Origin of the sequence: Chryseobacterium sp. SIMBA_029, assembly GCF_046535275.1 — a bacterium.
Taxonomy (GTDB): Bacteria; Bacteroidota; Bacteroidia; order Flavobacteriales; family Weeksellaceae; genus Chryseobacterium.
On sequence record NZ_JAWRXA010000015.1, the window covers coordinates 76,779 to 99,168 of the forward strand.

Below are 22,390 nucleotides of genomic sequence, written 5' to 3' on the forward strand. Positions count from 1 at the left end.
TTAAATTACTTCCTTTTCCTGTTTTTCTGCAAAAGCTGCAGCCGCTTCTTTCACCCAAAGGTTTTCTTGCTGCGCCTTTACTTTTGTCTGTAATCTTTTCTTGTTGCAAGGTCCGTTTCCTTTTAAGATAGTCATGAATTCATCCCATGGAAGTTCTCCGAAATCATAATGCTGTCTTTCCTCATTCCATTTCAGATCCTTGTCAGGAATTGTTAATCCTAAGAATTCAGCCTGAGAAACCGTAACGTCAATAAATCTCTGACGAAGACTGTCGTTACTTTCACGCTTTACTCTATAATTCATAGAGATTTTAGAGTTGGGTGAACTGTCGTCATTCGGACCAAACATCATTAGAGCCGGCCACCAGAAACGGTTTAGAGAAGCCTGAGCCATTTCTTTCTGTTGTTTTGTACCACGGCAAAGCGCCATCAGGATTTCATACCCTTGTCTTTGATGGAAAGATTCTTCTTTACAGATTTTCACCATTGCTCTGGAGTAAGGACCGTAAGAGTTCCCCATCAACATTACCTGATTCATAATGGCAGCGCCATCTACCAGCCAGCCGATTGCTCCGATATCCGCCCAGCTCAACGTTGGATAGTTGAAAATACTTGAGTATTTCGCCTTTCCTTCCAGCATATCTTCATAAGTCGCATCTCTATCTGCTCTGATAGTTCCGTTTCCTAAGGTTTCAGTGGCAGAATACAGGTATAAACCATGTCCTGCTTCATCCTGAACTTTTGCCAGTAATGCCATTTTTCTTCTTAATGAAGGGGCTCTGGAAATCCAATTGGCTTCCGGCAGCATCCCTACAATCTCGGAATGGGCGTGCTGTGAAATCTGACGAACCAATAATTTTCTGTAATCATCAGGCATTACATCTTTTGGTTCTACTTTATTTTCTTCGTGTACGTATTGAACAAATTTTTCTAAGTCCATATCTTTGTTTTTTGTAAAATGTAAAAAGTATTTACGTATTCATGAATACATTTTACATTAAATCGTTAATACAATTAAACATCATAATTAAGCATCACCACATTGGTTGTCGGGTGACATTGGCAAGTAAGAACAAATCCTCTTGCTACCTCGTCTTCGGTAAGCGCAAAGTTTTTTTCCATGAAAACTTCTCCTTCTAATACTTCGGCCTTACACGTACAACAAACTCCTCCTTTACAAGCAAAAGGCACAGGAAGATTGTCTTTCAATGCTTTATCTAAGATACTCTCTTTTTTAGAATTAAGGTGGAATGAATATTCATCATCATCGATGATTACCGTTACCATACTTTCAATATTGGCAATCGCTTTGAATTCATCACTCATTTCTGCAGAGTTCTCTTCGTCAGGAGCCGTGAAATATTCAAATAAAACCTGAATAGCAGGTACTTTTTTATCTTTCTTTAAATAATCGGCGATGCCTTTGATCATTTCCGCAGGTCCACAGATGAAATAAGTGGCTTCCTTTACGTCGATATCAGCATATCTTTCAAATAAATGATCCAGTTTTTCCGGAGAAATTCTTCCTTCAAAAATAGGGTCTTCATGTTTTTCACGGCTTACCAGATAAACCACTTTCAGTCTTCCCTTGAAATGCTCTACCAGCTTTTCAATTTCAGCTTTCTTCATAATATGGTTCATGCTTCTGTTACTATAGAACAGATACGCATTACTGTTAGGTTCCTGGTAAAGGCTTTCTTTGATATTGGATAAAATCGGACTGATTCCACTTCCTGCCGCCAAACCGATATAGGTTTTCGTGTTGGAGGGATGATAAGATGTATTGAAACCTCCCATAGGAGGCATTACTTCCAATACTTCATCCATATGAAGATGTTCATTGAAATATCCTGAAACCGTTCCGCCTTCCAGTAATTTCACCAATACTTCAAGCGTGTTGCTTTTTTCGCTTGGCGCATTACAGATAGAGTAAGAACGTCTCTCTTCATTTCCGTTGATCATCATCCGGAAGTTAAGATACTGTCCCTGTTTGAATCTGAATTTATCTTTCAGTTCTTCAGGAATTTCTACCGCTACATTCACTGCATCGTTGGTATCTTTCTGAACTTTTACCGTTTTTAGTTTATAAAATGAATTCATTTTTTCTTTAGTATTCTATTAATTTTTCCACCTTCGCACTTAGGCAAACTGTCCTGGGCATGAATTTTCACTTTCGTGGTGATTCCTACCCGTTTTTTTATTTCGTTTTCTATACTTTTTCCAAAGTTCCCGACAAAAATAGTATAATCATCGGTATTTATTACCTGCTGGGCTTCTTTTACAAAATCATCATCAATTTCTATGTCAATATCCAGCGCTACACACATCTGTTCTTTTTCAATCGGAGTCAGATAATAATTCGGTACAACCCCTTTCACATGAGAAAAAGCTTCTTCTATTTGGCTTGGATATACATTTACACCTCTTACAATCAGCATATCATCAGCTCTTCCGAGGATAGGTTTCATTTTAACCATGCTTCTCTTGGCATTGTCATCATAATAAAGACTGGTAATATCATTGGTCCAATACCGTAAAAGCGGCATAGCTCTCTTTGTTAACGTGGTGATCACTAACACTCCTTCTTCCCCGAAAGGGACCGGTTGTTTTGTAATTGGATCTAAAATTTCAGGATAAAAATGATCTTCCCAGATGTAAGAACCCCCTTTTTCCTCAAAATCTTCCATAGAAACTCCGGGACCGATAATTTCACTTAAACCGTAAATATTGGTCGCGTGAACTCCTAATCTTTCTTCAATATGATGTCTTATGATTTCCGTCCAAGGCTCTGAACCCAACACTGCATATTTTAAACTTATTTCATCTGCAGAAATCCCTCTGTTAGCGAATTCATCTGCAATGGTAAGCGCATAGGAAGGAGAACAGCAGATCACTTCAGGTTTGAAATCCATAATGAGATCCACCTGTCTTGTGGTCATTCCTCCTGAGATCGGAAGAACGCTCATACCTAATTTTTCAGCTCCGTAATGAAGTCCAAGTCCCCCGGTGAAAATTCCATATCCGTAGGCATTGTGCAGCTGCATTCCGGCTCTAGCACCGGCTGCATATAAAGATCTTGCGACCACTTCACTGAAGAGATCAACATCTTCTTTGGTATACCCCACTACTGTAGGTCTTCCCGTAGTTCCACTTGAACAGTGAATTCTCTGCAGTTCATTTTTCGGAACGGTAAATAAACCAAACGGGTAATTATCTCTCAAATCCTGTTTATAGGTAATCGGCAGTTTTGAAATATCTTCAATTGACCTTATCTCCTGAGGTGATATTCCTGCTTCATTAAATTTTCCTTTATAAAAATCCGATCTCTCCCCAAGATACTCTACCAAAGCTGATAATCTCTCGGATTGAAGCTGTCTCAATTGGTCGAGCTTTAAGTATTCAACTGAAAAATCCATATCTAACTAACTAACTAACATTTGTTAGGTGTAAATTTATAAAGATTTTACCACCTGACAAAATTTTTATGATTTTCGTCATATTTTGAATGATTCTAAATAAAATTTCAAATTAAGGTTGGGGTTTATACTAGGATCAGTTTTACATTTAATTTGTCATTCTGAACGGAACAAAGTGGAGTAAAGAATCTATTTTAATATAGAAAATTAATAGATTTCTCCTTTCGTCGAAATGACAAAATACTGCTAAAGAATATCCATACAGTTTGTAATTCTGAATGGAATGAAGTGGAGAATCTATTTTATATAAAATGAATATAGATTTCTCATTTAGTTGAAATGATAACACTCAACAAGAATATCTACTATAATTATTGACATTTTTCCTTCGTCAGAATGACAAGGATGCTGTTTATTTTTTTTGATTTCCTAATAGACCAAAAAGTATCTTATCTCTTATCTCATCGGTGATTTCATTGGTTGAATCTATATTTCTTTTGAACCAGAAATAAGAATTATTTAAGGTATGAAGGATAAACCTGGTGGTAAAAGTCGGTGACTTCAATTCCCAGTCTTGAGCCTGGAAAATTTCAGAAATTAATTTTTCCACCTCAAGCTGATATTGTTTTCTCAATTCTATGAATTCGGGAAGTCTTTCTTCCAAATGCCTCCATTCATTGGAATAGATATGAGTAACATCGCGGTTTTTAAGAACAACAGACAGGTGTTTATCAATAAAGAGGTCCAGCTTTTCTTTTGGATTTACAGGGGTATTTTTTACAGTCTGAAGTTCTACAAAGAATTCCTGTGCAATTCCAAAGCAAATCCATTCCAGAATTTCCTCTTTGGAACGTATGTGCGCATAGAGAGAGGCTGCTTTAATGTTCAGTTTGGTCGCCAGATCTCTTACAGAACTGCCCATATACCCTTTCTCTTTGAAAAGTTCTACAGCAACGTCTAATATTTTTCTTTGTTTTTCTTTTAACTCCATCGGTGAAATGCAAAAGTAATTATTCTGATTTTAATATATTGGTTTTGACTAAATGATTTTTTAACGCTGCCGGAGCGGAGGGTATTTATCGTTATTATGCTTATTTTCTTTTAAGAAGGATCATAAAAGGTTTTATCAAGTAGGAGCTTATTGTTTTTTTACCACCCCGTCAAAAATTCTATGAATTTTCGACACTCCTCCAAAAGAGGGGAATTTTTACTGCGTTGTTTTCAAAATTAGCTCTATTAATCTTTTATCATTTTATAGGATATGACGATTTTTCCATCATTTTACTACAAATAATTACGAATCGGAAATTTTGTCTTTCTGTTTTTACGTTAAAAATACATAATTCGGAAATTTTGTCTCAAATTTTTATAAATTCAACAATAGAACACTTTTTGCGATAAGCTAATCGAATTAAATGATAAATAATTGATAACATTAAGAAATTGAGCCTTAAAATTTAATTTCTTGATGTTTTTTAGAAAAATTAATCGGAACTTAACCTTACCAAAATCATAAAAATATGAACTTAAACCAATATACCGTAAAATCACAGGAAGCCATCCAGGCAGCACAGCAGGTTGCGATGGAATTAGGCAATCAAAGTATAGAACCTCAACATCTTCTGGAAGGAATCTTTCAGGTGGATGAAAATATATCGCCTTTCTTATTAAAAAAATCTGAAGCAGATGCTAATTTAGTGAGAGAGCGTAATCGTGAAAATTTAGAAAAGCTTCCTAAAGTACAGGGAGGAAACATTTATCTTTCACAAACTGCCAATAAAGTTTTATTGGACGCTCCCAATATCGCTAAAAAAATGGGCGATGAATTTGTAACGATTGAACATTTATGGTTATCTCTTTTAGAAACCAGTTCGGAAGTTTCCAAAATGCTGAAAGATATGGGTGTAACCAAAAGTCTTTTGGAAGGTGGAATTAAAGAATTAAGAAAAGGAAGCAAAGCTACTTCTGCAAGTTCGGAAGAAACATACCAGTCTTTAAATAAATATGCTAAAAACTTTAACGAGTTAGCCGCAGAAGGAAAACTGGATCCCGTAATCGGACGTGATGAAGAGATCAGAAGGGTGTTGCAGATTCTTTCAAGAAGAACAAAAAACAATCCGATCTTAATCGGTGAACCTGGGGTGGGTAAGACTGCCATCGCAGAAGGAATTGCCCACAGAATTATCAGTGGGGATATTCCGGAAAACCTAATGGATAAAACGTTGTATTCATTGGATATGGGTGCACTGATTGCCGGAGCAAAATATAAGGGTGAATTTGAAGAGCGATTAAAATCTGTTGTTAATGAAGTGATTAAATCAGATGGGCAGATCATCCTTTTCATCGACGAAATCCACACATTAGTGGGTGCTGGAGGAGGTGAAGGGGCAATGGATGCTGCCAATATTCTGAAACCTGCTTTGGCAAGAGGAGAATTAAGAGCGATCGGAGCCACCACATTGAATGAATACCAGAAATATTTCGAAAAAGATAAAGCGTTAGAAAGACGTTTCCAGAAAGTAATGGTGGAAGAACCGGATACTGAGTCTGCAATTTCTATTCTTAGAGGTATTAAAGATAAATATGAGGCTCACCACAAAGTAAGAATCAAAGATGAAGCGATTATTGCGGCTGTTGAAATGTCTCAACGATATATTTCAGACCGGTTTTTACCGGATAAAGCGATTGACCTTATTGATGAAGCGTCTGCTAAATTAAGAATGGAGATCAATTCAAAACCCGAAGAACTGGATGTTTTAGACAGAAAGCTGATGCAGATGGAAATTGAGCTGGCCGCTATTTCAAGAGAAGGCAGCCAGACCAAAATTGACCATTTAAAAGAAGACATTTCAAAAATTTCAGAAGAAAGAAATGAAATTAATGCTAAATGGCTGAAAGAAAAACAGAAATCTGAGGATTTAACATCGATCAAAAAAGATATTGAATCTCTGAAACTGGAAGCAGAAAGAGCTTCAAGAGCAGGAGATTACGCAAAAGTTGCTGAAATTCAGTACGGAAAAATAAAAGAAAAGGAAGATGCTTTGCAGAAACTTGAATTGGAAATGCAAAACCATCAGAATGAATTGATTAAAGAGGAAGTAACCGCAGACAACATTTCAGAAGTAATCGGAAAATGGACAGGAATTCCTGTTACGAAGCTACTGCAGTCTGAAAGAGAAAAGTTATTACATCTGGAAACGGCACTTCACCATAGAGTTGTAGGACAGGAGGAAGCTATTCAAGCGGTTGCAGATGCAATCAGAAGAAACAGAGCGGGATTGAGTGATGAGAAAAAACCTATCGGTTCATTCCTTTTCCTCGGAACAACAGGTGTCGGAAAAACTGAGCTTGCAAAAGCACTTGCGGAATTCTTATTTGATGATGAAAACAATATGACGAGAATTGATATGAGTGAATATCAGGAACGTCACAGTGTTTCAAGATTGGTAGGTGCTCCTCCGGGATATGTAGGATATGATGAGGGAGGACAATTAACGGAAGCAGTACGAAGAAGACCTTATTCTGTAGTCTTGCTGGATGAGATTGAAAAAGCACACCCTGATGTTTTCAATACGCTGTTACAGGTTTTAGATGACGGCCGTCTTACGGATAATAAGGGACGTGTGGTGAATTTTAAAAATTCGATCATCATTATGACTTCGAATTTAGGATCACACCTGATTCAGGAGAATTTTGAAAACATTACGGAAGAAAACCAGGATGAAATTGTTGATAAAACGAAAGATGAGGTTTTTGATCTGCTGAAACAGACTTTACGTCCGGAATTCCTGAACAGAATTGATGAGATCGTTCTTTTCCAGCCTTTAAGAAAAAAAGAAATCGGAAAAATCGTTCAGTATCAATTGAGAGGATTCAATGATATGCTGGCCAAAAGAAATATTATTATGACTGCTACACAGGATGCAGTAGATTATTTAATGAACAAAGGGTATGATCCTGCTTTCGGAGCCAGACCATTGAAAAGAGTTATTCAACAGGAAGTATTGAACAAATTGTCCAGAGAGATTCTTGCAGGAACAGTAAATGAGGGAGACCGAATCACATTGGATTATTTTGAAGAAACAGGGTTGGTATTCCGACCTGCAGAACAATAAATAGTTTTTTTCATATATATTATTTTTGTAGTAAGTGGCGCAGATCAGGTCTGCGCCACTTATTTTTTGGACCTGAATGATTACAATTCTTATTCATACATTTACAATAACCAAACACCATTAATCAAAACAAGTAAATATTATGAAAAAATTAAAAAGAAACGAATTGAAGGAAATTATTGGAGCAGGTCCGGCACCTATTTATTGTGCTCTTGACGGTTCATGCCCTTCGGGGCTTTGCTGCAGTAATGGCACCCTCTGTAAGGATCCTAAAAAGTATCCTTGCATCTAAAAAAGATTCTATGATAAGAGCGGCGAAATTAATTTTTTGCCGCTTTTTTTATGTTTTTTCAGGAAGCATCAGAAAATATAGTGAAGCACTCATTTTCTTTTTAAAAAGTCAATAATACTTTATACTTTTAACACCCAAAATACAATCCGTGAAAACACGGATAATAAACAGGAAAAACACCTATCGCTTACCGCGTATTTTTTGCGAAATTTGCGTTACTAACTGACATTTTATCTTAAACACTAATATTATGACAACAGACTCTACTTCTAATTCTGAAAACAATGATTTACCGACAGCTCCTAATACGATGCTCACTCCGTTTATCCAAGGTTTAATAGACAATTACCGTATTCGTCAGCTCAATGTAATCAATGATGCAATGAATATCGATGATGCGCATTCTATCTGGTTTGATTTACCTACTTTAAAAAAATTCATCGCCGATATAGAAGCTGAAACTCAAAAAGTAGATACGGCTATAACAGAAAGCAATTTAGGGGTAAGATTTCATTACGCAGCCTACCCGAGAATTGAAGACTGGGATCAGATGGCAGATCAGCCGATTGTACAGGAATATGCAGGAAAACACACGTTAGTAATGATTCCTACGTTGAAGATCGAAGATGAAAACGGTGAAATGTTGAATTATGACTTCAATCCGATGGATTCTGCTACTTATTCCAACACAGATATAGTTGAAAAGGACGCAGATGTTATGGCATTAAGTGCAAGAGGAGGTGTGGGAGGTTCTTCCATTGCTCAAAACCATGGTCAGCTTATCCCTCCTTCAAACAGCAAAGTAGAAAGATTTTAATTAAAGAATTGATATAACACAATGACCGAGTTCCAAACAATTTTAAGTGAAAGTATGCTCTGGATCGAAGGACTTGCTGCTTTAACATCCGTTTTATACTATAATCGTTTAAAAAATCAATATTGGAAATATTTTGTGTTTTTTCTGATCTTCATTTTTCTATGCGAATGTGTAGGAAAATGGGGAGACCATTTTTTAAAGTATAATAAAGCTGCTTTTTACAATTATTTTGTAATCCCCGTACAGTTTATCTTTTTTTATTGGCTGTATGCTGCAAAATCTCTCGGTAAACCCAAGCTTTTTGCTTTATTATCTTTCATTTATCTATTATCTTTCATTCCCAGTGAATTTATTTCAACAGATAAGATCATGTTTTCTTTAAATTATACGCTGGGATGCCTCATACTAATGATTCTGGTAGTGATGGAGTATTATAAACAGATCAACTCTTCCGATATTCTTCATTTTAATAAAAACAGAATGTTTTATATCAATTTGGGGGTAACGTTATTCTATATAGGAACATTACCATTCTGGACATTTCTGGATTATATCAGGGAGTATCGCGGAATTTTCAATATTTATTTCAGTTACTTTCTGATTTCAGGGATCATTATGTATCTATTATTTACAATTTCGTTTATATGGGGAAAACAGAACTCTTAATAACGATTATCTTGTTCAATATCTTTTTTGTGCTGTTTGTTGCCGCTGTGATGGTGTACATCAGACAGTACAGACAGCGCAAGAAAGAATACCTCAATGAAATTGAAGTAAAGAATGAGATCCATAAAAGGGAACTTCTGGCTACACAGCTGGAAATTCAGCAAGCTACCATGCAGCAGATCGGGCGTGAGCTTCACGATAATATAGGACAGAAACTGACGCTTGTAAGCCTCTACACCCAACAGCTGCTCTATGAAAATAAAGTCACTGAAGTAAGTGAAAGGATTGAGCAGGTTTCCCAGATCATCAACCAGTCTCTGCATGATCTCAGAAGCCTTTCGAAAACTTTGACCGATGACAATATCAATCAAAAAGAAATTGTAACTTTAATTCAGGAAGAAGCGGATAACACCAACACTTTTAAAAAGTGTATGGTAAGTTTTGAACATAATTTCAAACAGCTGGATCTTGATTTTGTTCATAAAAATGTACTGCTCAGGATCACACAGGAATTTATTCAGAACAGCATCAAACATGCAGACTGTAAAAATATTTTCATTACCCTTAATACGTCCGATGATGCACTTTGGGAACTGAATATCAAGGATGACGGTGTCGGGTTTGATACATCAGACATAAGGTCAAGCGGCATAGGCCTCACCAATATGAAAAACAGAGCGGCTATCATTGGTGCTGACTTCAGTCTTATAAGCCAGAAAAACATCGGAACTACGCTCAATATTATTTTAAAAAGACAGCCATGAAAAAAACAATAGTTATTGTTGATGACCATATCCTTATTGCCAAAGCGCTGGAAGGAATTATTGGTAATTTCAACGATTTTGAAGTGATCTACGTATGTGAAAACGGACAGGACCTCATCGATAAACTTGAAAACAATGGCCAGATCCCTGATTTCATCCTGTTAGACATCAGTATGCCCATCATGAATGGTTTCGAAACAGCGGCCTGGCTTACAAAAAATCATCCCGGCATCAAAATTATGGCTTTAAGCATGCAGGGTGATGACAACAGTGTAATTAAAATGATCAAAAACGGAGCAAAAGGATACCTACTGAAAAACACCCATCCGAAAGATCTCGAAACAGCACTTACCAAATTAAATACTGATGGCTTTTTCTATCCTGAATGGGCAACACGCATTATACTTTCAAGTCTCAACAATGAAAAGGGTGCTGAGAATACAGTAAGAATTTCCGACCGCGAAAAAGAATTTCTGACCTATACGGTTACGGAGCTCAGCTATAAAGAAATCGCAGATCGCATGTGCTGCAGCCCCAGAACGGTTGAAAGCTACCGCGATCAGCTGTGTGAAAAATTGGATTTAAAAACCCGTGTAGGACTGGCTGTATTTGCGATGAAGAATGGTTTTGCCTAAATGATTTGAACGAAACTCAAATCAAAAATCTTCTCATAATGATGTCAATTGCCTAACAATTGTTAATTATGCAATGAATAACGAATTTCATTACATAATTATATTCAAACAACGTATGATAACATGGAAATTATGAAAAGTTAAAAATCAAAGAAAACCCTATAAATAAAGAAAATAGCTATAAAAACGAACAAAAATATAAATATTTAGTCTCAAAAATCCAGCTAAACCTATCAACTTATTAAAATTCAAATTTTGCAAACTCATTGAAAATAATATAATTTCGTCTCACCACAAAATATAATATTTAAACAATGAAAAAACTACTATTCGGAATTCTTGCCTTAGGATTCCTATCATCTTGCAACAATGATAATGTATCTAATCAAACCGAAGATCCGGGAAAAAGCAATGAATCTTCAACCAGTTTTGCGAATAAAAGAAGCTGTCCTTCTGAAGAAATCAGAAAACAGGCACTGCAAAGCAGTTCAGAGCTACGACAAAAGTATAGTGATTTAGAGGCTAGTACTGAAAAATTTGCAAACGATATCTCTTTAGGAAAAGTTCTTGCAGATGGTACCGTTGAAATCCCTGTCATAGTGAATGTATTATACAGAACCACTGCAGAAAACGTTTCCGATGCAAGGATCACAGAACAAATTGCGGTATTGAATGCTGATTACGGAGCTACAAATACCGATGTAAGCAAAATTCCTACAGAATTTCAGACGGTAAAATCAGGTGATGTTAAAGTAAGATTCAAATTAGCCAATACGGTAAGAAAATCTACTACTAAAACAAGCTGGACGACCAATGATGCGATGAAAAAAGCTTCTACAGGTGGTATTGATGCTACCAATCCTACCAATTATCTGAATATCTGGGTAGTAAGCAGCATGCCTAGCAGCCAGGGAGAAACCTTAGGATACGCCACTTTTCCTGAGTCTGCAGGTCTTTGGAATGATGGTGTTGTAATCGCAGCTCCATTTTTTGGAAAAACAGGGACTTCTTCTCCATTTAATTTAGGAAGAACAGCCACTCATGAAGTGGGCCATTATTTAAACCTAAGACACATCTGGGGAGACGCTAACTGCGGAAATGACCTTGTTGCTGATACTCCAACACAGACTACTTCTAATGTAGGAAAGCCAACTTATCCATTATACAATACTTGCAGCGGGGTTCAGAGATCGGTAATGTTTATGAACTTTATGGATTATGTAGATGATGCTGCCATGTTTATGTTCTCAAGCGGACAGAAAACAAGAATGCAGGCGGTTGTAGCTTCATCAGGTTCAAGAGCAGGCCTAAGAGTACTTTAGAATATATCCTTTTTATTTTTATAATGAAACATCCTTTCTCAGGTTTTGAGAAAGGATGTTTGCTTTTCGTAAGTATGGAAATTATAAAACTTTTGTATTGTCAGCTGGAGTGTAGTCCATAAAAAGACCGCCATCCAGATTAATCGATTTTACTTTTTTCTTGATAGGAATTGTCAAAGCGGTTTGTTTCTGATCTTTTTCCCAAATAGAAGGAGAAAAATGAAGCTTTTCTGTAGTACTATCTTCGTAAGTTAATGTCGCATCAAAAGGTACTGCAAAACCACCTACGTTGTCAATGTTTACCGTAAGAAGATCATTTTGCTGAGCGGTTCCTGTAATCTTAAGATCAATATAATTATTGGTATAAAACCAATTATTGAAGAACCAGTTCAGGTTTTTGCCGGAACCTGTATTCATTGAATTAAAATAATCCCATGGAACCGGATGTTTCCCGTTCCAGTTATCCATATAATGATGAAGTGCTTTTTTAAACAGCTCATCCCCTAAATAATCTTTTAAAGCTAAATACGATAAAGATGCTTTCACATAGGAATTGTTCCCATATCCTGCTCCGCTTACCTGTGTACTCATCGTAATAATCGGCTGATCCTGTTCTGCAGATGGATCATTGATCCATTTTTTCACCCTGAAGTTCTGATAAAATTCTTTTGCCGGCGCTTCACCGTTTTCATCAATCCCGATAAGGTATTCCAGTGTGGTGGCCCAACCTTCATCCATAAAGGCATATCGTGTTTCATTAATTCCCATATAAAAAGGGAAATAGGTATGAGCAATTTCGTGATCTGCCGTCAGTCTGGCATCCTGAAGATTATCGGGAATACTGCTATCATTAATCATCATCGGATATTCCATATCGGCATATCCCTGAATAGCCGTCATTACATTATATGGATATTCTACCCCCGGCCAGTTTTTTGAAAACCAATCCAGGTTATAACGCATCCAGTCTACATAATGCTCGAAATCTTTTGCTCCGGCTTTATATCCGGCCTGCACACTGGCTCTTTTTGTTTTCAGCTGAACACTGGCAGCATCCCACACGTAGTGATTGCTTAATGCAAAGCAGAAGTCGGTGATATTATTAGCTTTAAATTTCCAGATATTCTGTTTATTCTGCTTGGTCACCTTTCCGGATTTCATTTCGTGTTCGGTAGCAACATGCATTACTTTGTCGCTTTTTAAAGAAGCTTTGTATCTTTTTAAATATTCAGGCTGCAATACGGCATCAGGATTCAGGAAATCTCCGGTAGCCCAAACGACATAATTTTTTGGAGCAGTAATCTCAAAGTTATAATCATTAAAATCATTATAAAATTCCTGTCTGTCTGAATGCGGCAACATATCCCAACCGTTGTAATCGTCGTATACGGAGATTCTTGGGAATGAATAGGCCACATAGAAGGTTTCAGCATCAATCTGTCCTTCTCTTCCGCTTTGTACAGACAGTGGATATTCCCATTCTATAGCAATCTGGGCTTTTGATTTTGCTTTTAAGACAGTTTGCAGTTTTACTTTTTCCACCGTTCCCCAGTCCTCACTATTGATGTCATATTTTTTACCATCCACTGCAAATGATTTGATATGCAATCCTGAAGACAAAAAATCTTTGGATACAGAACCAGACCTTGGGGATTCCGGTTTATGAAGATTGTTGACAAAGCGAATAGCCAGATCATTCAGGTCATTCGGACTGTTATTGCTGTACACAATAGTTTCTTTTCCGGAAACTACTTTTGTTGCAGCGTCTACTTTCACCTCTACATTATAAATTCCTTTGTTTTGCCAGTAGTTTTTCCCGGGTGCACCGGATGCATCCCGCGTTCCATTTTCATATGCTTTTTTAATGTTTCGCGGCATATACAGTTCCTGAGCGGAAACTTGATACAGCGAAATAATCATCATAAACCCGGAAAAAATTCTCTTCATATCTCCAATTTTAAAAATTAGCATCAAAATTAAGGAAAATGCGACAGAGAAAAGCAAATTAATCCGGTTAATAGTTAATATTATTCTACGATAATTGTTTTTTACATTCTATCCTGCTCATCCGCTTTTTTAATGGTTTTAGTATTTTTCACCGATTGATTTCCAAAATTGAATTTTAAAGAGATGATAAAGTTTCTTGTATCCCTGTAATCCAGAAAATAATTATCCTGATTGGCATATTTTGTACTTATTTTTTCTCCTGAAGTTCTGAAAATATCATTAAAGAAAAGGCTGGCTTCTAATTTTTTGTTCAAGAATTTCCTGTTCATGACCAGATAAGTAGATGATGAACCTGAAATCCTAAACGTTCCCTGTATGGAAGGTGAATTGTACTGATGTCCCAGCTCCAGTTTCCAGTCACTGTTCTTATCTAAGGTGAAACTGGTTGAAACATTGGATGTCCAGTTCCAGACTTTATTTTTGTATAAAAGATCATCAACTCCGATAAAATAGTTCTCATTATGTTCAAGATTTTCAGACAGACTTAAGCTCCACCATGGTTTGATCTGAAAGTTTTTATACAGACTTAATCCATAGGCCTGTGCTTTTTCTATGTTGGTATAATGATAAATAAGCTGGTTGGTACTCGGTTCCTGAAATGAAATTTCCATGGATGGATACAGCTCTTTACGGTAATAGAAATCGAGATTCCATTCTTTCCAGGTATACGTAAGGTTAAGGTTATGAATGATCGTCGCTTTCAGTTTGGGATCGCCCTGGAAGTAAGAAAACAGGTTGTAATAAGACTTTGCAGGATTCAGCCATGAATAGGAAGGCCTGCTGATTCTTTTCCCATACGATAATCCGAACTGATGTTTACTATCTGTGGTATATTGAGCGTATGCAGTTGGAAATAATTTCCAATAATCGTTCTTATTCATCTCATAAGGTTCTGAAACAATACCTTCCAGATCGGTTTTCTCCGCACGAAGACCTGCTTTAAAATTCCATTTTCCCGGATTATAAGCCAATGAAGAATAAAGAGCGAAATTATGTTCTTTATAATCAAAAACATTGCTTTTATCGGCTCTGTATTGAAGCTGCCCGTTTTCATTATCTGAGAAATCCAGCTGGCTGCTGGTCTTCACAAAACTGTATTTTGCCCCTGATTCCAGTTCCCATTTTTCATTTTTCCATTGATAATCTGCCTGCGTGGAATACAGCTGGACATCACTTCTGTTATTGGTCAGAAAATTATTTTCTTTAGGCGGCTGATTGACAAAATCCAGATAGGTCAGCACATTTTGATATTTGCGGATATTATTTCCTGCAAAATAATTGGTCCAGGTCAATTGGCTTTTTTCATTGAGCTTCCGGTCTGTCTGAAAGCTCAGTGAGTTATTAATCGAACGGGAATCATGATCATTTACTGTTAGATAATTGGATTCAGCAATATTCTGGCTGTTATAAATTAAAGTAGGAACATGATAGGTTCCGAAAGATTTCGGACTAAATGATCCTGAATAATTCAGACTGATGTTGGTAAGGCTGTCTATTTCATATTCAAGATTCACATTTACGGTATTCTGGCTTTTATTCTGATCTTTACGGTTCATGGTACTGATCCATCGCGTCTGATCTTCTATATAATTCACATAATCCGTTCCTTCTCTGTAATACGTTCCAGTTCCGCGGTAATAACTTCCCATGACCGAAAGTTTATCTTTTTTATAATATTGTGAGATCCCTGCTATCCCCTTTGCATACTGACTTTGTATATATTTGGAATACAGAACGCCACGGTATCCTTCTATTTTATTTTTATTTAACACGATATTCAATACGGCACTTCCGGACGCTTCATATTTTGCCGGTGGATTGGTAATAACTTCTACGGATTTCACGTCATCACCCTGTGTATTTTCCAACAGACTCTTCAGTTCATCTCCCGTCAACATCACCTTTTTATCATTAATCGTTACCAGAATACTCTGGCTTCCTTTTATGGCTAATACATCATTTCCTGCTGTAACACCAGGGGTTTTCTTTAGGATTTCCCATGCATTCAGTGAGGAAATATTACTATTTTCCACATTAAACTCCAGACGGTCGATTTTCCTCTTGACGACTGGTTTTTGCTTGGTCATCACTACTTCCTGAATTTCCTGAATCTCTTTTTTCAAAACAATCTGGATTGCCTCCTGCTTTTCCATATCCACATTTTTTTCTACCGTTCCATATTCCAGGTCTTTCACCACCAGTTTCACAGTCTTTTCTGAAATGCCTTCAAGGGTAAAACCTCCGTTTTCATTAGTTGTCAGGGTTTTTAGTAAAGCATTCTGGGAGGTATAGACCTCAACAGAGACCAGAGCCAGTTTTTCATTCTGAGCATTGACAACAGTTCCCTCGATTTTTTGCTGCTGCGAAAACATCAGAATGGGGAGAAACAGAAAGACAAGCAATTTATACATGATTCATTTTTTAAGGTTACATACTCTTCCGAAAACAGGATATCCTGTCCGCGAAATTTCTGATACAAAAGTCCATGTTGCTAAGGGAAATATGGGTTAACAGAAGGTTAATGATGGGTTAATAGCTTTTAGAAAACAGCCGGAATTAACTTATTATGAAAATATAAAATGGCCTGAATAGAATTCTCTATTCAAGCCTCGAAATATTATTTTTCAATTGATGTTATAAATATGATACGTGATACAGCAAACCTAAGAAGCTATTGCTTTTTCTGCTCTTCCATTCGTCTTCTTCAGATTGGATCTATATACAAAATCTTTCTGACTGTCTTCCACATACAATATGGCACCCGGAAGTCCTCCAAGCCGATAATGTCCCGTCGAAATTTTCGTTTCAGCGGTAAACCATGCGGTAAGTTCTCTTCCTTCAAACACAGCTGTTGCTTTCTGAAGATTATAATTATTCAGTGTTTTTGTTTCTGATTCAATTTTCCATTGAATATTTTCTTCAGCATCAGTATGAGCCGTCACTTCTTGAGACTGTTCAACAGACACTGATCTATCAGTATTTTGGGCATTGGCCAAAGCGCCTATTGATACCACGAAAAGAAAAATTATTTTTTCCATTGAGTAATTTTTTATTAAAAAGTACAATCAGAAAACTGTGCGAATATGTTTTTAAGTATCCCGTTGTAATGAGTAGATTAAAACTTTTATCTGCGGTACAAAGGTGATTATTTAATCTGAAAAACTCGGTTAATGGAAGGTTAATGATACGTTAATGGCCCTATGACAAAGACTAAAGTTTTATATTTGTTACTATGATTTTGAAAAGTAAAAATCTTATTGCTCTTTTTGCAGCATTATTCCTGCTTCTGTTGGGGAGGCATATTTCATGTATAAAACCTATCAGGTAAAAGAGCGGGAAATTTACAGAAACGTACACAATAAACTCACCGGATTCACTGATGATCTGGAAGATAAAAAAGGAATCAAAAAAAAATCAGACGACTCGCTGCAGCATATTTTCATCCGGTATAACAATAAGGAAATCAGCAAAAAAAAGTTTCTAGAAATTTTTGAGGAAAACAGAAAAAAAAGCCAGGATTATTTCAGCCGGTATGTAGATAATCAATTCAAAAAAGAAGGGTATAAAATTGCTGTTAAAATTCAATACTTATCCATCGTTTTTTTACCTGCTAAAACCCAGCTCATTGACCATCCAATCACCCTGTTTGAAACAAAAAATAAGGTTGTAAAAGCAGGAATTACCAACACGGGAAACTGGGAAACCTCTTCCAAATCAACCTCAGATGATGAAAAAAAGATCGTCAAGAACAATAGCTTTCATGTGAAAAGCAAAACAGAATTTGAAATTTTAAACATCAAAAGTATTGTTTTCAAAGAACTCACCCTGCTCTTTCTATGTTGTATTGCTTTACTGGCAAGTGTTTTAATCCTTTATATTTTTACGGTTAAAAATTTAATCAGGCAGCAGAAACAGGTAGAAGTTCTCCACACTGTTGTGGATAACATTTCCCACGAATTTAAAACACCTATTGCCACGCTGAAAATTGCATCCAAAGCACTGAATAAGGAATGGAATCCTGAAATACTGCCTCTTATTGACCGACAGATTATCCGCCTGGAAAGCCTGATGCAGCAGCTTCACAAAGATGAAACAGAAGAAGAAATCATTCGCATACAGCCCGAAGATTGGAATTTTTTCATTCAGGACTTATCTTTTGCTTACCCTCACATAGATTTTGAAATCAAAAACCAGATTACACAGCAGCTTCCTTTTGATAAAACCCTGATGGAAACCGTTATTAAAAATCTTTGTGAAAACAGTGTAAAATATGGAGCATCTTCTGTAAAAGCCAATATCATCAACCAACCACACCATATAGAAATTGAAATTTCCGATAATGGCCAGGGTATGGAAAAGAAAGAACTTAAAAATATATTTGAAAAGTTCTACAGAATACAGTCCAATAATATTCACAACAGCAAAGGATTGGGGTTAGGACTTTATTTTGTAAAAAAAATAATTGATCAGTATGCCGGCAGAATAGAGGTTTCAAGCCAGCTTCAAAAAGGAACAACTTTTACAATACGACTGCCCTATGAAAACTAAAATTTTGCTAGCAGAAGACGACATAGATTTTGGAATGATTCTTAAACAGTATCTTGAACTCGAGGATTTTGAGGTCGAATGGTTCCAGAATCCTGCTGATATCGTTCCTGTTTTATCTGCCGATTTTACGTTTCATATCGGGATTTTAGATATCATGATGCCTAATATTGACGGATTTTCTTTAGCTAAAATGATCTTAAAGGAAAAACCTGATTTTCCCATCCTGTTTTTAACAGCCAAAAACCAGAAAATAGACCGCCTGACAGGCCTGAAAATAGGCGCAGATGATTACATCGCCAAACCCTGTGATCCGGAAGAACTCATCCTGAGAATCAAAAACATTCTTAAAAGGGTACAGCCCGCTACTCCGGAAAACATCATCAGTATAGGCAGCTACCAATTAGATACAGAAAAGCTTTTGCTGTCCCATGCAGAAGGAAACATCCGGCTTACCATCCGTGAACAGGAATTGTTGCTTCACCTTCTGAAACATAATAAAAAAGCCATAAAGCGGGATGATATCCTGGACAGCCTTTGGGAAACCAATGATTATTTTACGGGAAGAAGCCTCGATGTTTTCATCAGCAGACTTAGAAAGTACCTCAGTAATGATCCTGAAATAAAAATCCAATCCCTGAGAGGAATTGGATTTGAAGTTGATTTTCCGACACCCTAATATTGTTTAGAAAGAAATATCTACCAATACCGGAAAATGATCGGAAGGATACAGTAAATTCTCTCTTCTGTCATTGATGTGGCGGTGTGATTTTATGTTGAATCCTTTTACAAAAATATAATCGATTCTTTCTTTTGGAATTTCATTCACATTGAAATCTGTGAATGTTCCCACAGGCCCATAGTGTTTTGTCTCCGAATGATAGAAACTATCTTTCATATGTTGTGACATAATTTTAATCGGTTCTGAATCATCCGTTAAATTAAAATCACCACTCACTGTTACCGGCAGGTTTTTCGGATTGATTTCTTTGATTTTCTTTAGAATTAATTCTGAAGATTTTACTCTTGCCACATTTCCGATATGATCGAAGTGAAGGTTGAGCGCCATGAATTCTTTTTTAGATTTCTTATCTTTAAATACAGCATAGGTACAAACCCTGTTGTATGCTGCATCCCAGCCTTTTGAAGGAACATCCGGAGTCTCAGAAAGCCAGAACGTTCCCGATTTGATGATCTGAAGTCTGTTGGTATCATAAAAAAGTGCTGAAAATTCACCTTTTTCTTTTCCGTCATCTCTTCCTACTCCTACATAATCGTAATTCTTTAATCCGGTCTTGAGATCTTTCATCTGCTCAGGAAGCGCTTCCTGAACGCCAAAATAATCCGGGTGATAATACTCCAATAAACTAACTACATCCTGCTTTCTTTCTGTCCAGGCATTCTGCTTATCAGATTCCACCTGGAGCCTGATGTTAAAACTCATTACTTTAAGATCCTGCGAAAATCCCAACGCAAAAAACATCAAAAAGACCATAGAAAATCTAAAATTCATACTCATATATTTAAATAATAAATAACAAAAATAAAGCTTCTCTACGAGAGAGAAGCTTTAAAAAGGTAACAATATTGTTAATTTAAACAAATGGAAATTCTATTCTCTCGTGAATTTGAATTCTCTCTCCCCTTGCTTAAAAGTGATTGCTTTTTTGTCTTTACTGAAAACGATGGAAATAGTTGCCTGATCAAAAGTGAATGTATTGTCACCAGCATATTCCAGAGGAAACTCAGACTGCCCGCCTGCTTTTCCATACAACTGTCCGTTTTTCTCAGAAAATATGATTTTAACCGGGGCTTCTTTGCTTCCAAATGTTCCCGTGAAATCTTTCGCATCAATTTTATCAACCGGTTTCGCCTGTGCAGAGCTCCAGCTGTTATTTTTCACATTGATATCCGGAATCTGGGAATTCGGATCCAGTTTCACCTCATCAATTTCTTTATTTGAATCTACTTTGAAAGTCCATTCTGTATTTCTTTTCCAAAGCTCGATAGGAAGCTGGATAATCTGCTTGGTTCCATCTTTAAATTTCACCTGAACCGTAGTCGGCATCGGAAGCTGTCCGATATTTTCAACTGTAACCTGTGCCCCGTTCTTAAAGTCTCCGTTGATGTATTTTACTGACTTAACACTCTGATCGATTTTCCATTTGCCGAAAAACCAACCTCTCCAGAACCAATTCAGCTCTTCTCCGGAAACATTTTCCATCGTATGGAAGAAATCCCATGGCGTAGGATGTTTGAATGCCCAACGCTGGATGTATGTTCTGAAAGCTTTATCAAATTTTTCAGGTCCCAAAATGGATCCTCTTAAAATTTCAAGACCCATTCCCGGTTTATAGTAAGCCAGAACACCGATGTTTCTTTCTTTCATATTATCAGCTCCCACCATAACAGGTTCAAACTGATCACTCATCAGAAAACTTCCTGTTTGGGCAACATTCTTCTTTTTATAATATTCTCCTTTGTTGAAAGCCTCCGTGGACAATTCATTGATAAAGGTATTAAACCCTTCATCCATCCAGGCAAAAAGTCTTTCATTAGAGCCTACAATCATTGGGAACCAGTTGTGTCCGAATTCATGATCCGTCACTCCCCAAAGGTCTTCTCCTTTAGAATCCATATGACAGAATACGATTCCCGGATATTCCATTCCGCCTTCATTTCCTGCAACATTCGTCGCTGCCGGATAAGTATATTCATACCATTTTGCAGAATAATGTTCTATAGCAGCCTTGGTATATTCCGTAGATCTTCCCCAAGCTTTATCGCCACCGGTTTCTGCCGGATATGCGGAAATAGCCAATGATTTTTTACCACTAGGCAAATTGATTCTAGCAGCATCCAAAACAAATGCAGCGGAAGATGCCCAGGCAAAATCTCTTGCCTGATCAATTTTAAATTTCCATGTTTTAGTTCCGGAAGACTGGTTTTTGCCGATCTCAGATTCCGGTCGGATCATAACTGTTTTATCACTGTTTCTGGCTTGGCTCCAGCGGGAATTTTCTTCTTTGCTATAAACTTCTTTTTCATTAAGAAGTTCGCCGGAAGCCACTACATAATGATTGGCAGGCACCGTGATATTAGCGGTGATATTACCATATTCCAGATAAAATTCCGCGGCACCAAGGTAAGGAAGGGTATTCCATCCCATTACATCATCATACACACACATTCTTGGATACCACTGGGCCATGGTAAAGATTTTACCGTTTTTGGTTTCCTGTACTCCCATTCGGTCAGAACCATATTCAGGTGATACAAAAGAATATTCAATTTTAATTTTCGCCGTTCCTCCTTTGGCTTTAAGCTCTTTAGGAAGATCAATCTGCATTCTTGTATCGGTAACGGTATATTTTACGTCTTTACCGTCCATTTTCACCGATTTAATAGTATATCCGCCATTCAGCTTTTCTCCATGAGCACCATTTCTGCTTCCAGCCATAGGAACGACTGCATTTCCTCTGGAATCTTTATTAAATAAATTCTGATCCAGCTGAAGCCAAAGAAAGCCTAACTGATCGGGACTATTGTTGGTATAGGTAATTTCAGCAGTCCCTGTAATTTCATTTTTAGCCTCATTCAGGCTGACATTGAGATTATAGTAAGCGGAATTCTGCCAGTAAGCATGTCCCGGCTGCCCGCTCGCTGAGCGTGTTTCCGTACCGGTCTGAGGATAGAAAAAAGGTTTGAATGCCTCTACATAATCATATTTTGGAGCTTCCTGTGCAATGGCAGATCCTGAAAACATAAGGACTGCAATAGCGGAAACAAGCGTGGGGAATTTATAATTCATT

At 37.0% G+C, this 22,390-nt stretch carries 17 protein-coding genes; 8 read left to right on the top strand and 9 right to left on the bottom strand.

Annotated elements, in window-relative coordinates; all coding sequences use genetic code 11:
- From paaA to SB679_RS21830, 4 genes are all read right to left on the bottom strand, one after another.
- Window positions 1–939, bottom strand: coding sequence for a 1,2-phenylacetyl-CoA epoxidase subunit PaaA (gene paaA / locus SB679_RS21815; protein WP_410704406.1), 939 nt, complete (start codon window positions 937–939; stop codon window positions 1–3).
- A 74-nt stretch (window positions 940–1,013) separates the two neighbouring features.
- Complete coding sequence (locus tag SB679_RS21820) at window positions 1,014–2,099, bottom strand: 2Fe-2S iron-sulfur cluster-binding protein (RefSeq protein ID WP_410704407.1); 1,086 nt, start codon at window positions 2,097–2,099, stop codon at window positions 1,014–1,016.
- Window positions 2,096–3,415, bottom strand: coding sequence for a phenylacetate--CoA ligase family protein (locus tag SB679_RS21825; protein WP_410704408.1), 1,320 nt, complete (start codon window positions 3,413–3,415; stop codon window positions 2,096–2,098). Before SB679_RS21825 ends, SB679_RS21820 begins: the two co-directional genes overlap by 4 nt.
- A gap of 412 nt (window positions 3,416–3,827) precedes the next feature.
- Window positions 3,828–4,406, bottom strand: coding sequence for a TetR/AcrR family transcriptional regulator (locus SB679_RS21830; RefSeq protein ID WP_410704409.1), 579 nt, complete (start codon window positions 4,404–4,406; stop codon window positions 3,828–3,830).
- A 529-nt stretch (window positions 4,407–4,935) separates the two neighbouring features.
- Between SB679_RS21830 and clpB the strand changes: the two genes are divergently transcribed.
- The 6 genes from clpB (at window position 4,936) to SB679_RS21860 (ending at window position 12,026) form a co-directional block, all read left to right on the top strand.
- Window positions 4,936–7,530 (top strand): ATP-dependent chaperone ClpB, encoded by a 2,595-nt coding sequence (gene clpB / locus SB679_RS21835; protein ID WP_410704410.1) that lies wholly within the window; start codon window positions 4,936–4,938, stop codon window positions 7,528–7,530.
- A 542-nt stretch (window positions 7,531–8,072) separates the two neighbouring features.
- Window positions 8,073–8,639, top strand: a complete 567-nt coding sequence (locus tag SB679_RS21840) for a hypothetical protein (protein WP_410704411.1) — start codon at window positions 8,073–8,075, stop codon at window positions 8,637–8,639.
- A 21-nt stretch (window positions 8,640–8,660) separates the two neighbouring features.
- Complete coding sequence (locus tag SB679_RS21845) at window positions 8,661–9,305, top strand: hypothetical protein (protein WP_410704412.1); 645 nt, start codon at window positions 8,661–8,663, stop codon at window positions 9,303–9,305.
- Window positions 9,284–10,069 carry a sensor histidine kinase gene (locus SB679_RS21850; RefSeq protein WP_410704413.1) on the top strand — a complete coding sequence of 262 codons (786 nt, stop codon included), beginning with the start codon at window positions 9,284–9,286 and terminating at the stop codon, window positions 10,067–10,069. Before SB679_RS21845 ends, SB679_RS21850 begins: the two co-directional genes overlap by 22 nt.
- Window positions 10,066–10,704 (top strand): response regulator, encoded by a 639-nt coding sequence (locus SB679_RS21855; protein WP_410704414.1) that lies wholly within the window; start codon window positions 10,066–10,068, stop codon window positions 10,702–10,704. Before SB679_RS21850 ends, SB679_RS21855 begins: the two co-directional genes overlap by 4 nt.
- A 314-nt stretch (window positions 10,705–11,018) precedes the next feature.
- On the top strand, window positions 11,019–12,026 hold the full coding sequence (locus SB679_RS21860; protein WP_410704415.1) for a zinc metalloprotease: 1,008 nt from the start codon (window positions 11,019–11,021) through the stop codon (window positions 12,024–12,026).
- 81 nt (window positions 12,027–12,107) lie between these two features.
- Here the strand turns inward: SB679_RS21860 and SB679_RS21865 are convergent, their stop codons facing one another.
- The 3 genes from SB679_RS21865 to SB679_RS21875 all read right to left on the bottom strand — a co-directional run bounded on the left by SB679_RS21865 (window position 12,108) and on the right by SB679_RS21875 (window position 17,071).
- Window positions 12,108–13,973 carry a M1 family metallopeptidase gene (locus SB679_RS21865; RefSeq protein WP_410704416.1) on the bottom strand — a complete coding sequence of 622 codons (1,866 nt, stop codon included), beginning with the start codon at window positions 13,971–13,973 and terminating at the stop codon, window positions 12,108–12,110.
- Window positions 13,974–14,074: 101 nt separating this feature from the next.
- Window positions 14,075–16,444, bottom strand: a complete 2,370-nt coding sequence (locus SB679_RS21870; protein ID WP_410704417.1) for an outer membrane beta-barrel protein — start codon at window positions 16,442–16,444, stop codon at window positions 14,075–14,077.
- 252 nt (window positions 16,445–16,696) lie between these two features.
- Window positions 16,697–17,071, bottom strand: coding sequence for a GLPGLI family protein (locus SB679_RS21875; RefSeq protein WP_410704418.1), 375 nt, complete (start codon window positions 17,069–17,071; stop codon window positions 16,697–16,699).
- Between the two features lie 268 nt (window positions 17,072–17,339).
- Between SB679_RS21875 and SB679_RS21880 the strand changes: the two genes are divergently transcribed.
- Together SB679_RS21880 and SB679_RS21885 are read left to right on the top strand one after the other, a co-directional pair.
- Window positions 17,340–18,581: a sensor histidine kinase gene (locus tag SB679_RS21880; protein ID WP_410704419.1), complete on the top strand. Its 1,242-nt coding sequence runs from the start codon at window positions 17,340–17,342 to the stop codon at window positions 18,579–18,581.
- A complete protein-coding gene (locus tag SB679_RS21885) occupies window positions 18,571–19,257 on the top strand; it encodes a response regulator transcription factor (protein WP_410704420.1) in 687 nt (228 codons plus the stop codon). The genes SB679_RS21880 and SB679_RS21885 overlap by 11 nt, the downstream gene beginning before the upstream one ends.
- A 6-nt stretch (window positions 19,258–19,263) precedes the next feature.
- Here the strand turns inward: SB679_RS21885 and SB679_RS21890 are convergent, their stop codons facing one another.
- Together SB679_RS21890 and SB679_RS21895 are read right to left on the bottom strand one after the other, a co-directional pair.
- The gene (locus SB679_RS21890; protein ID WP_410704421.1) at window positions 19,264–20,091 is read right to left on the bottom strand and encodes an endonuclease/exonuclease/phosphatase family protein; all 828 of its coding nucleotides are present in this window, start codon (window positions 20,089–20,091) and stop codon (window positions 19,264–19,266) included.
- Window positions 20,092–20,190: 99 nt separating this feature from the next.
- Complete coding sequence (locus tag SB679_RS21895; RefSeq protein ID WP_410704422.1) at window positions 20,191–22,389, bottom strand: M1 family metallopeptidase; 2,199 nt, start codon at window positions 22,387–22,389, stop codon at window positions 20,191–20,193.
- Window position 22,390 lies beyond the last annotated feature (1 nt).

What these genes read in the sequence shown, in the direction of transcription:
- paaA (WP_410704406.1), bottom strand. Translation starts at nt 939, where the DNA reads ATGGACTTAGAAAAATTTGTTCAATACGTACACGAAGAAAATAAAGTA.
- SB679_RS21820 (WP_410704407.1), bottom strand. Translation starts at nt 2,099, where the DNA reads ATGAATTCATTTTATAAACTAAAAACGGTAAAAGTTCAGAAAGATACC.
- SB679_RS21825 (WP_410704408.1), bottom strand. Translation starts at nt 3,415, where the DNA reads ATGGATTTTTCAGTTGAATACTTAAAGCTCGACCAATTGAGACAGCTT.
- SB679_RS21830 (WP_410704409.1), bottom strand. Translation starts at nt 4,406, where the DNA reads ATGGAGTTAAAAGAAAAACAAAGAAAAATATTAGACGTTGCTGTAGAA.
- clpB (WP_410704410.1), top strand. Translation starts at nt 4,936, where the DNA reads ATGAACTTAAACCAATATACCGTAAAATCACAGGAAGCCATCCAGGCA.
- SB679_RS21840 (WP_410704411.1), top strand. Translation starts at nt 8,073, where the DNA reads ATGACAACAGACTCTACTTCTAATTCTGAAAACAATGATTTACCGACA.
- SB679_RS21845 (WP_410704412.1), top strand. Translation starts at nt 8,661, where the DNA reads ATGACCGAGTTCCAAACAATTTTAAGTGAAAGTATGCTCTGGATCGAA.
- SB679_RS21850 (WP_410704413.1), top strand. Translation starts at nt 9,284, where the DNA reads ATGGGGAAAACAGAACTCTTAATAACGATTATCTTGTTCAATATCTTT.
- SB679_RS21855 (WP_410704414.1), top strand. Translation starts at nt 10,066, where the DNA reads ATGAAAAAAACAATAGTTATTGTTGATGACCATATCCTTATTGCCAAA.
- SB679_RS21860 (WP_410704415.1), top strand. Translation starts at nt 11,019, where the DNA reads ATGAAAAAACTACTATTCGGAATTCTTGCCTTAGGATTCCTATCATCT.
- SB679_RS21865 (WP_410704416.1), bottom strand. Translation starts at nt 13,973, where the DNA reads ATGAAGAGAATTTTTTCCGGGTTTATGATGATTATTTCGCTGTATCAA.
- SB679_RS21870 (WP_410704417.1), bottom strand. Translation starts at nt 16,444, where the DNA reads ATGTATAAATTGCTTGTCTTTCTGTTTCTCCCCATTCTGATGTTTTCG.
- SB679_RS21875 (WP_410704418.1), bottom strand. Translation starts at nt 17,071, where the DNA reads ATGGAAAAAATAATTTTTCTTTTCGTGGTATCAATAGGCGCTTTGGCC.
- SB679_RS21880 (WP_410704419.1), top strand. Translation starts at nt 17,340, where the DNA reads ATGTATAAAACCTATCAGGTAAAAGAGCGGGAAATTTACAGAAACGTA.
- SB679_RS21885 (WP_410704420.1), top strand. Translation starts at nt 18,571, where the DNA reads ATGAAAACTAAAATTTTGCTAGCAGAAGACGACATAGATTTTGGAATG.
- SB679_RS21890 (WP_410704421.1), bottom strand. Translation starts at nt 20,091, where the DNA reads ATGAATTTTAGATTTTCTATGGTCTTTTTGATGTTTTTTGCGTTGGGA.
- SB679_RS21895 (WP_410704422.1), bottom strand. Translation starts at nt 22,389, where the DNA reads ATGAATTATAAATTCCCCACGCTTGTTTCCGCTATTGCAGTCCTTATG.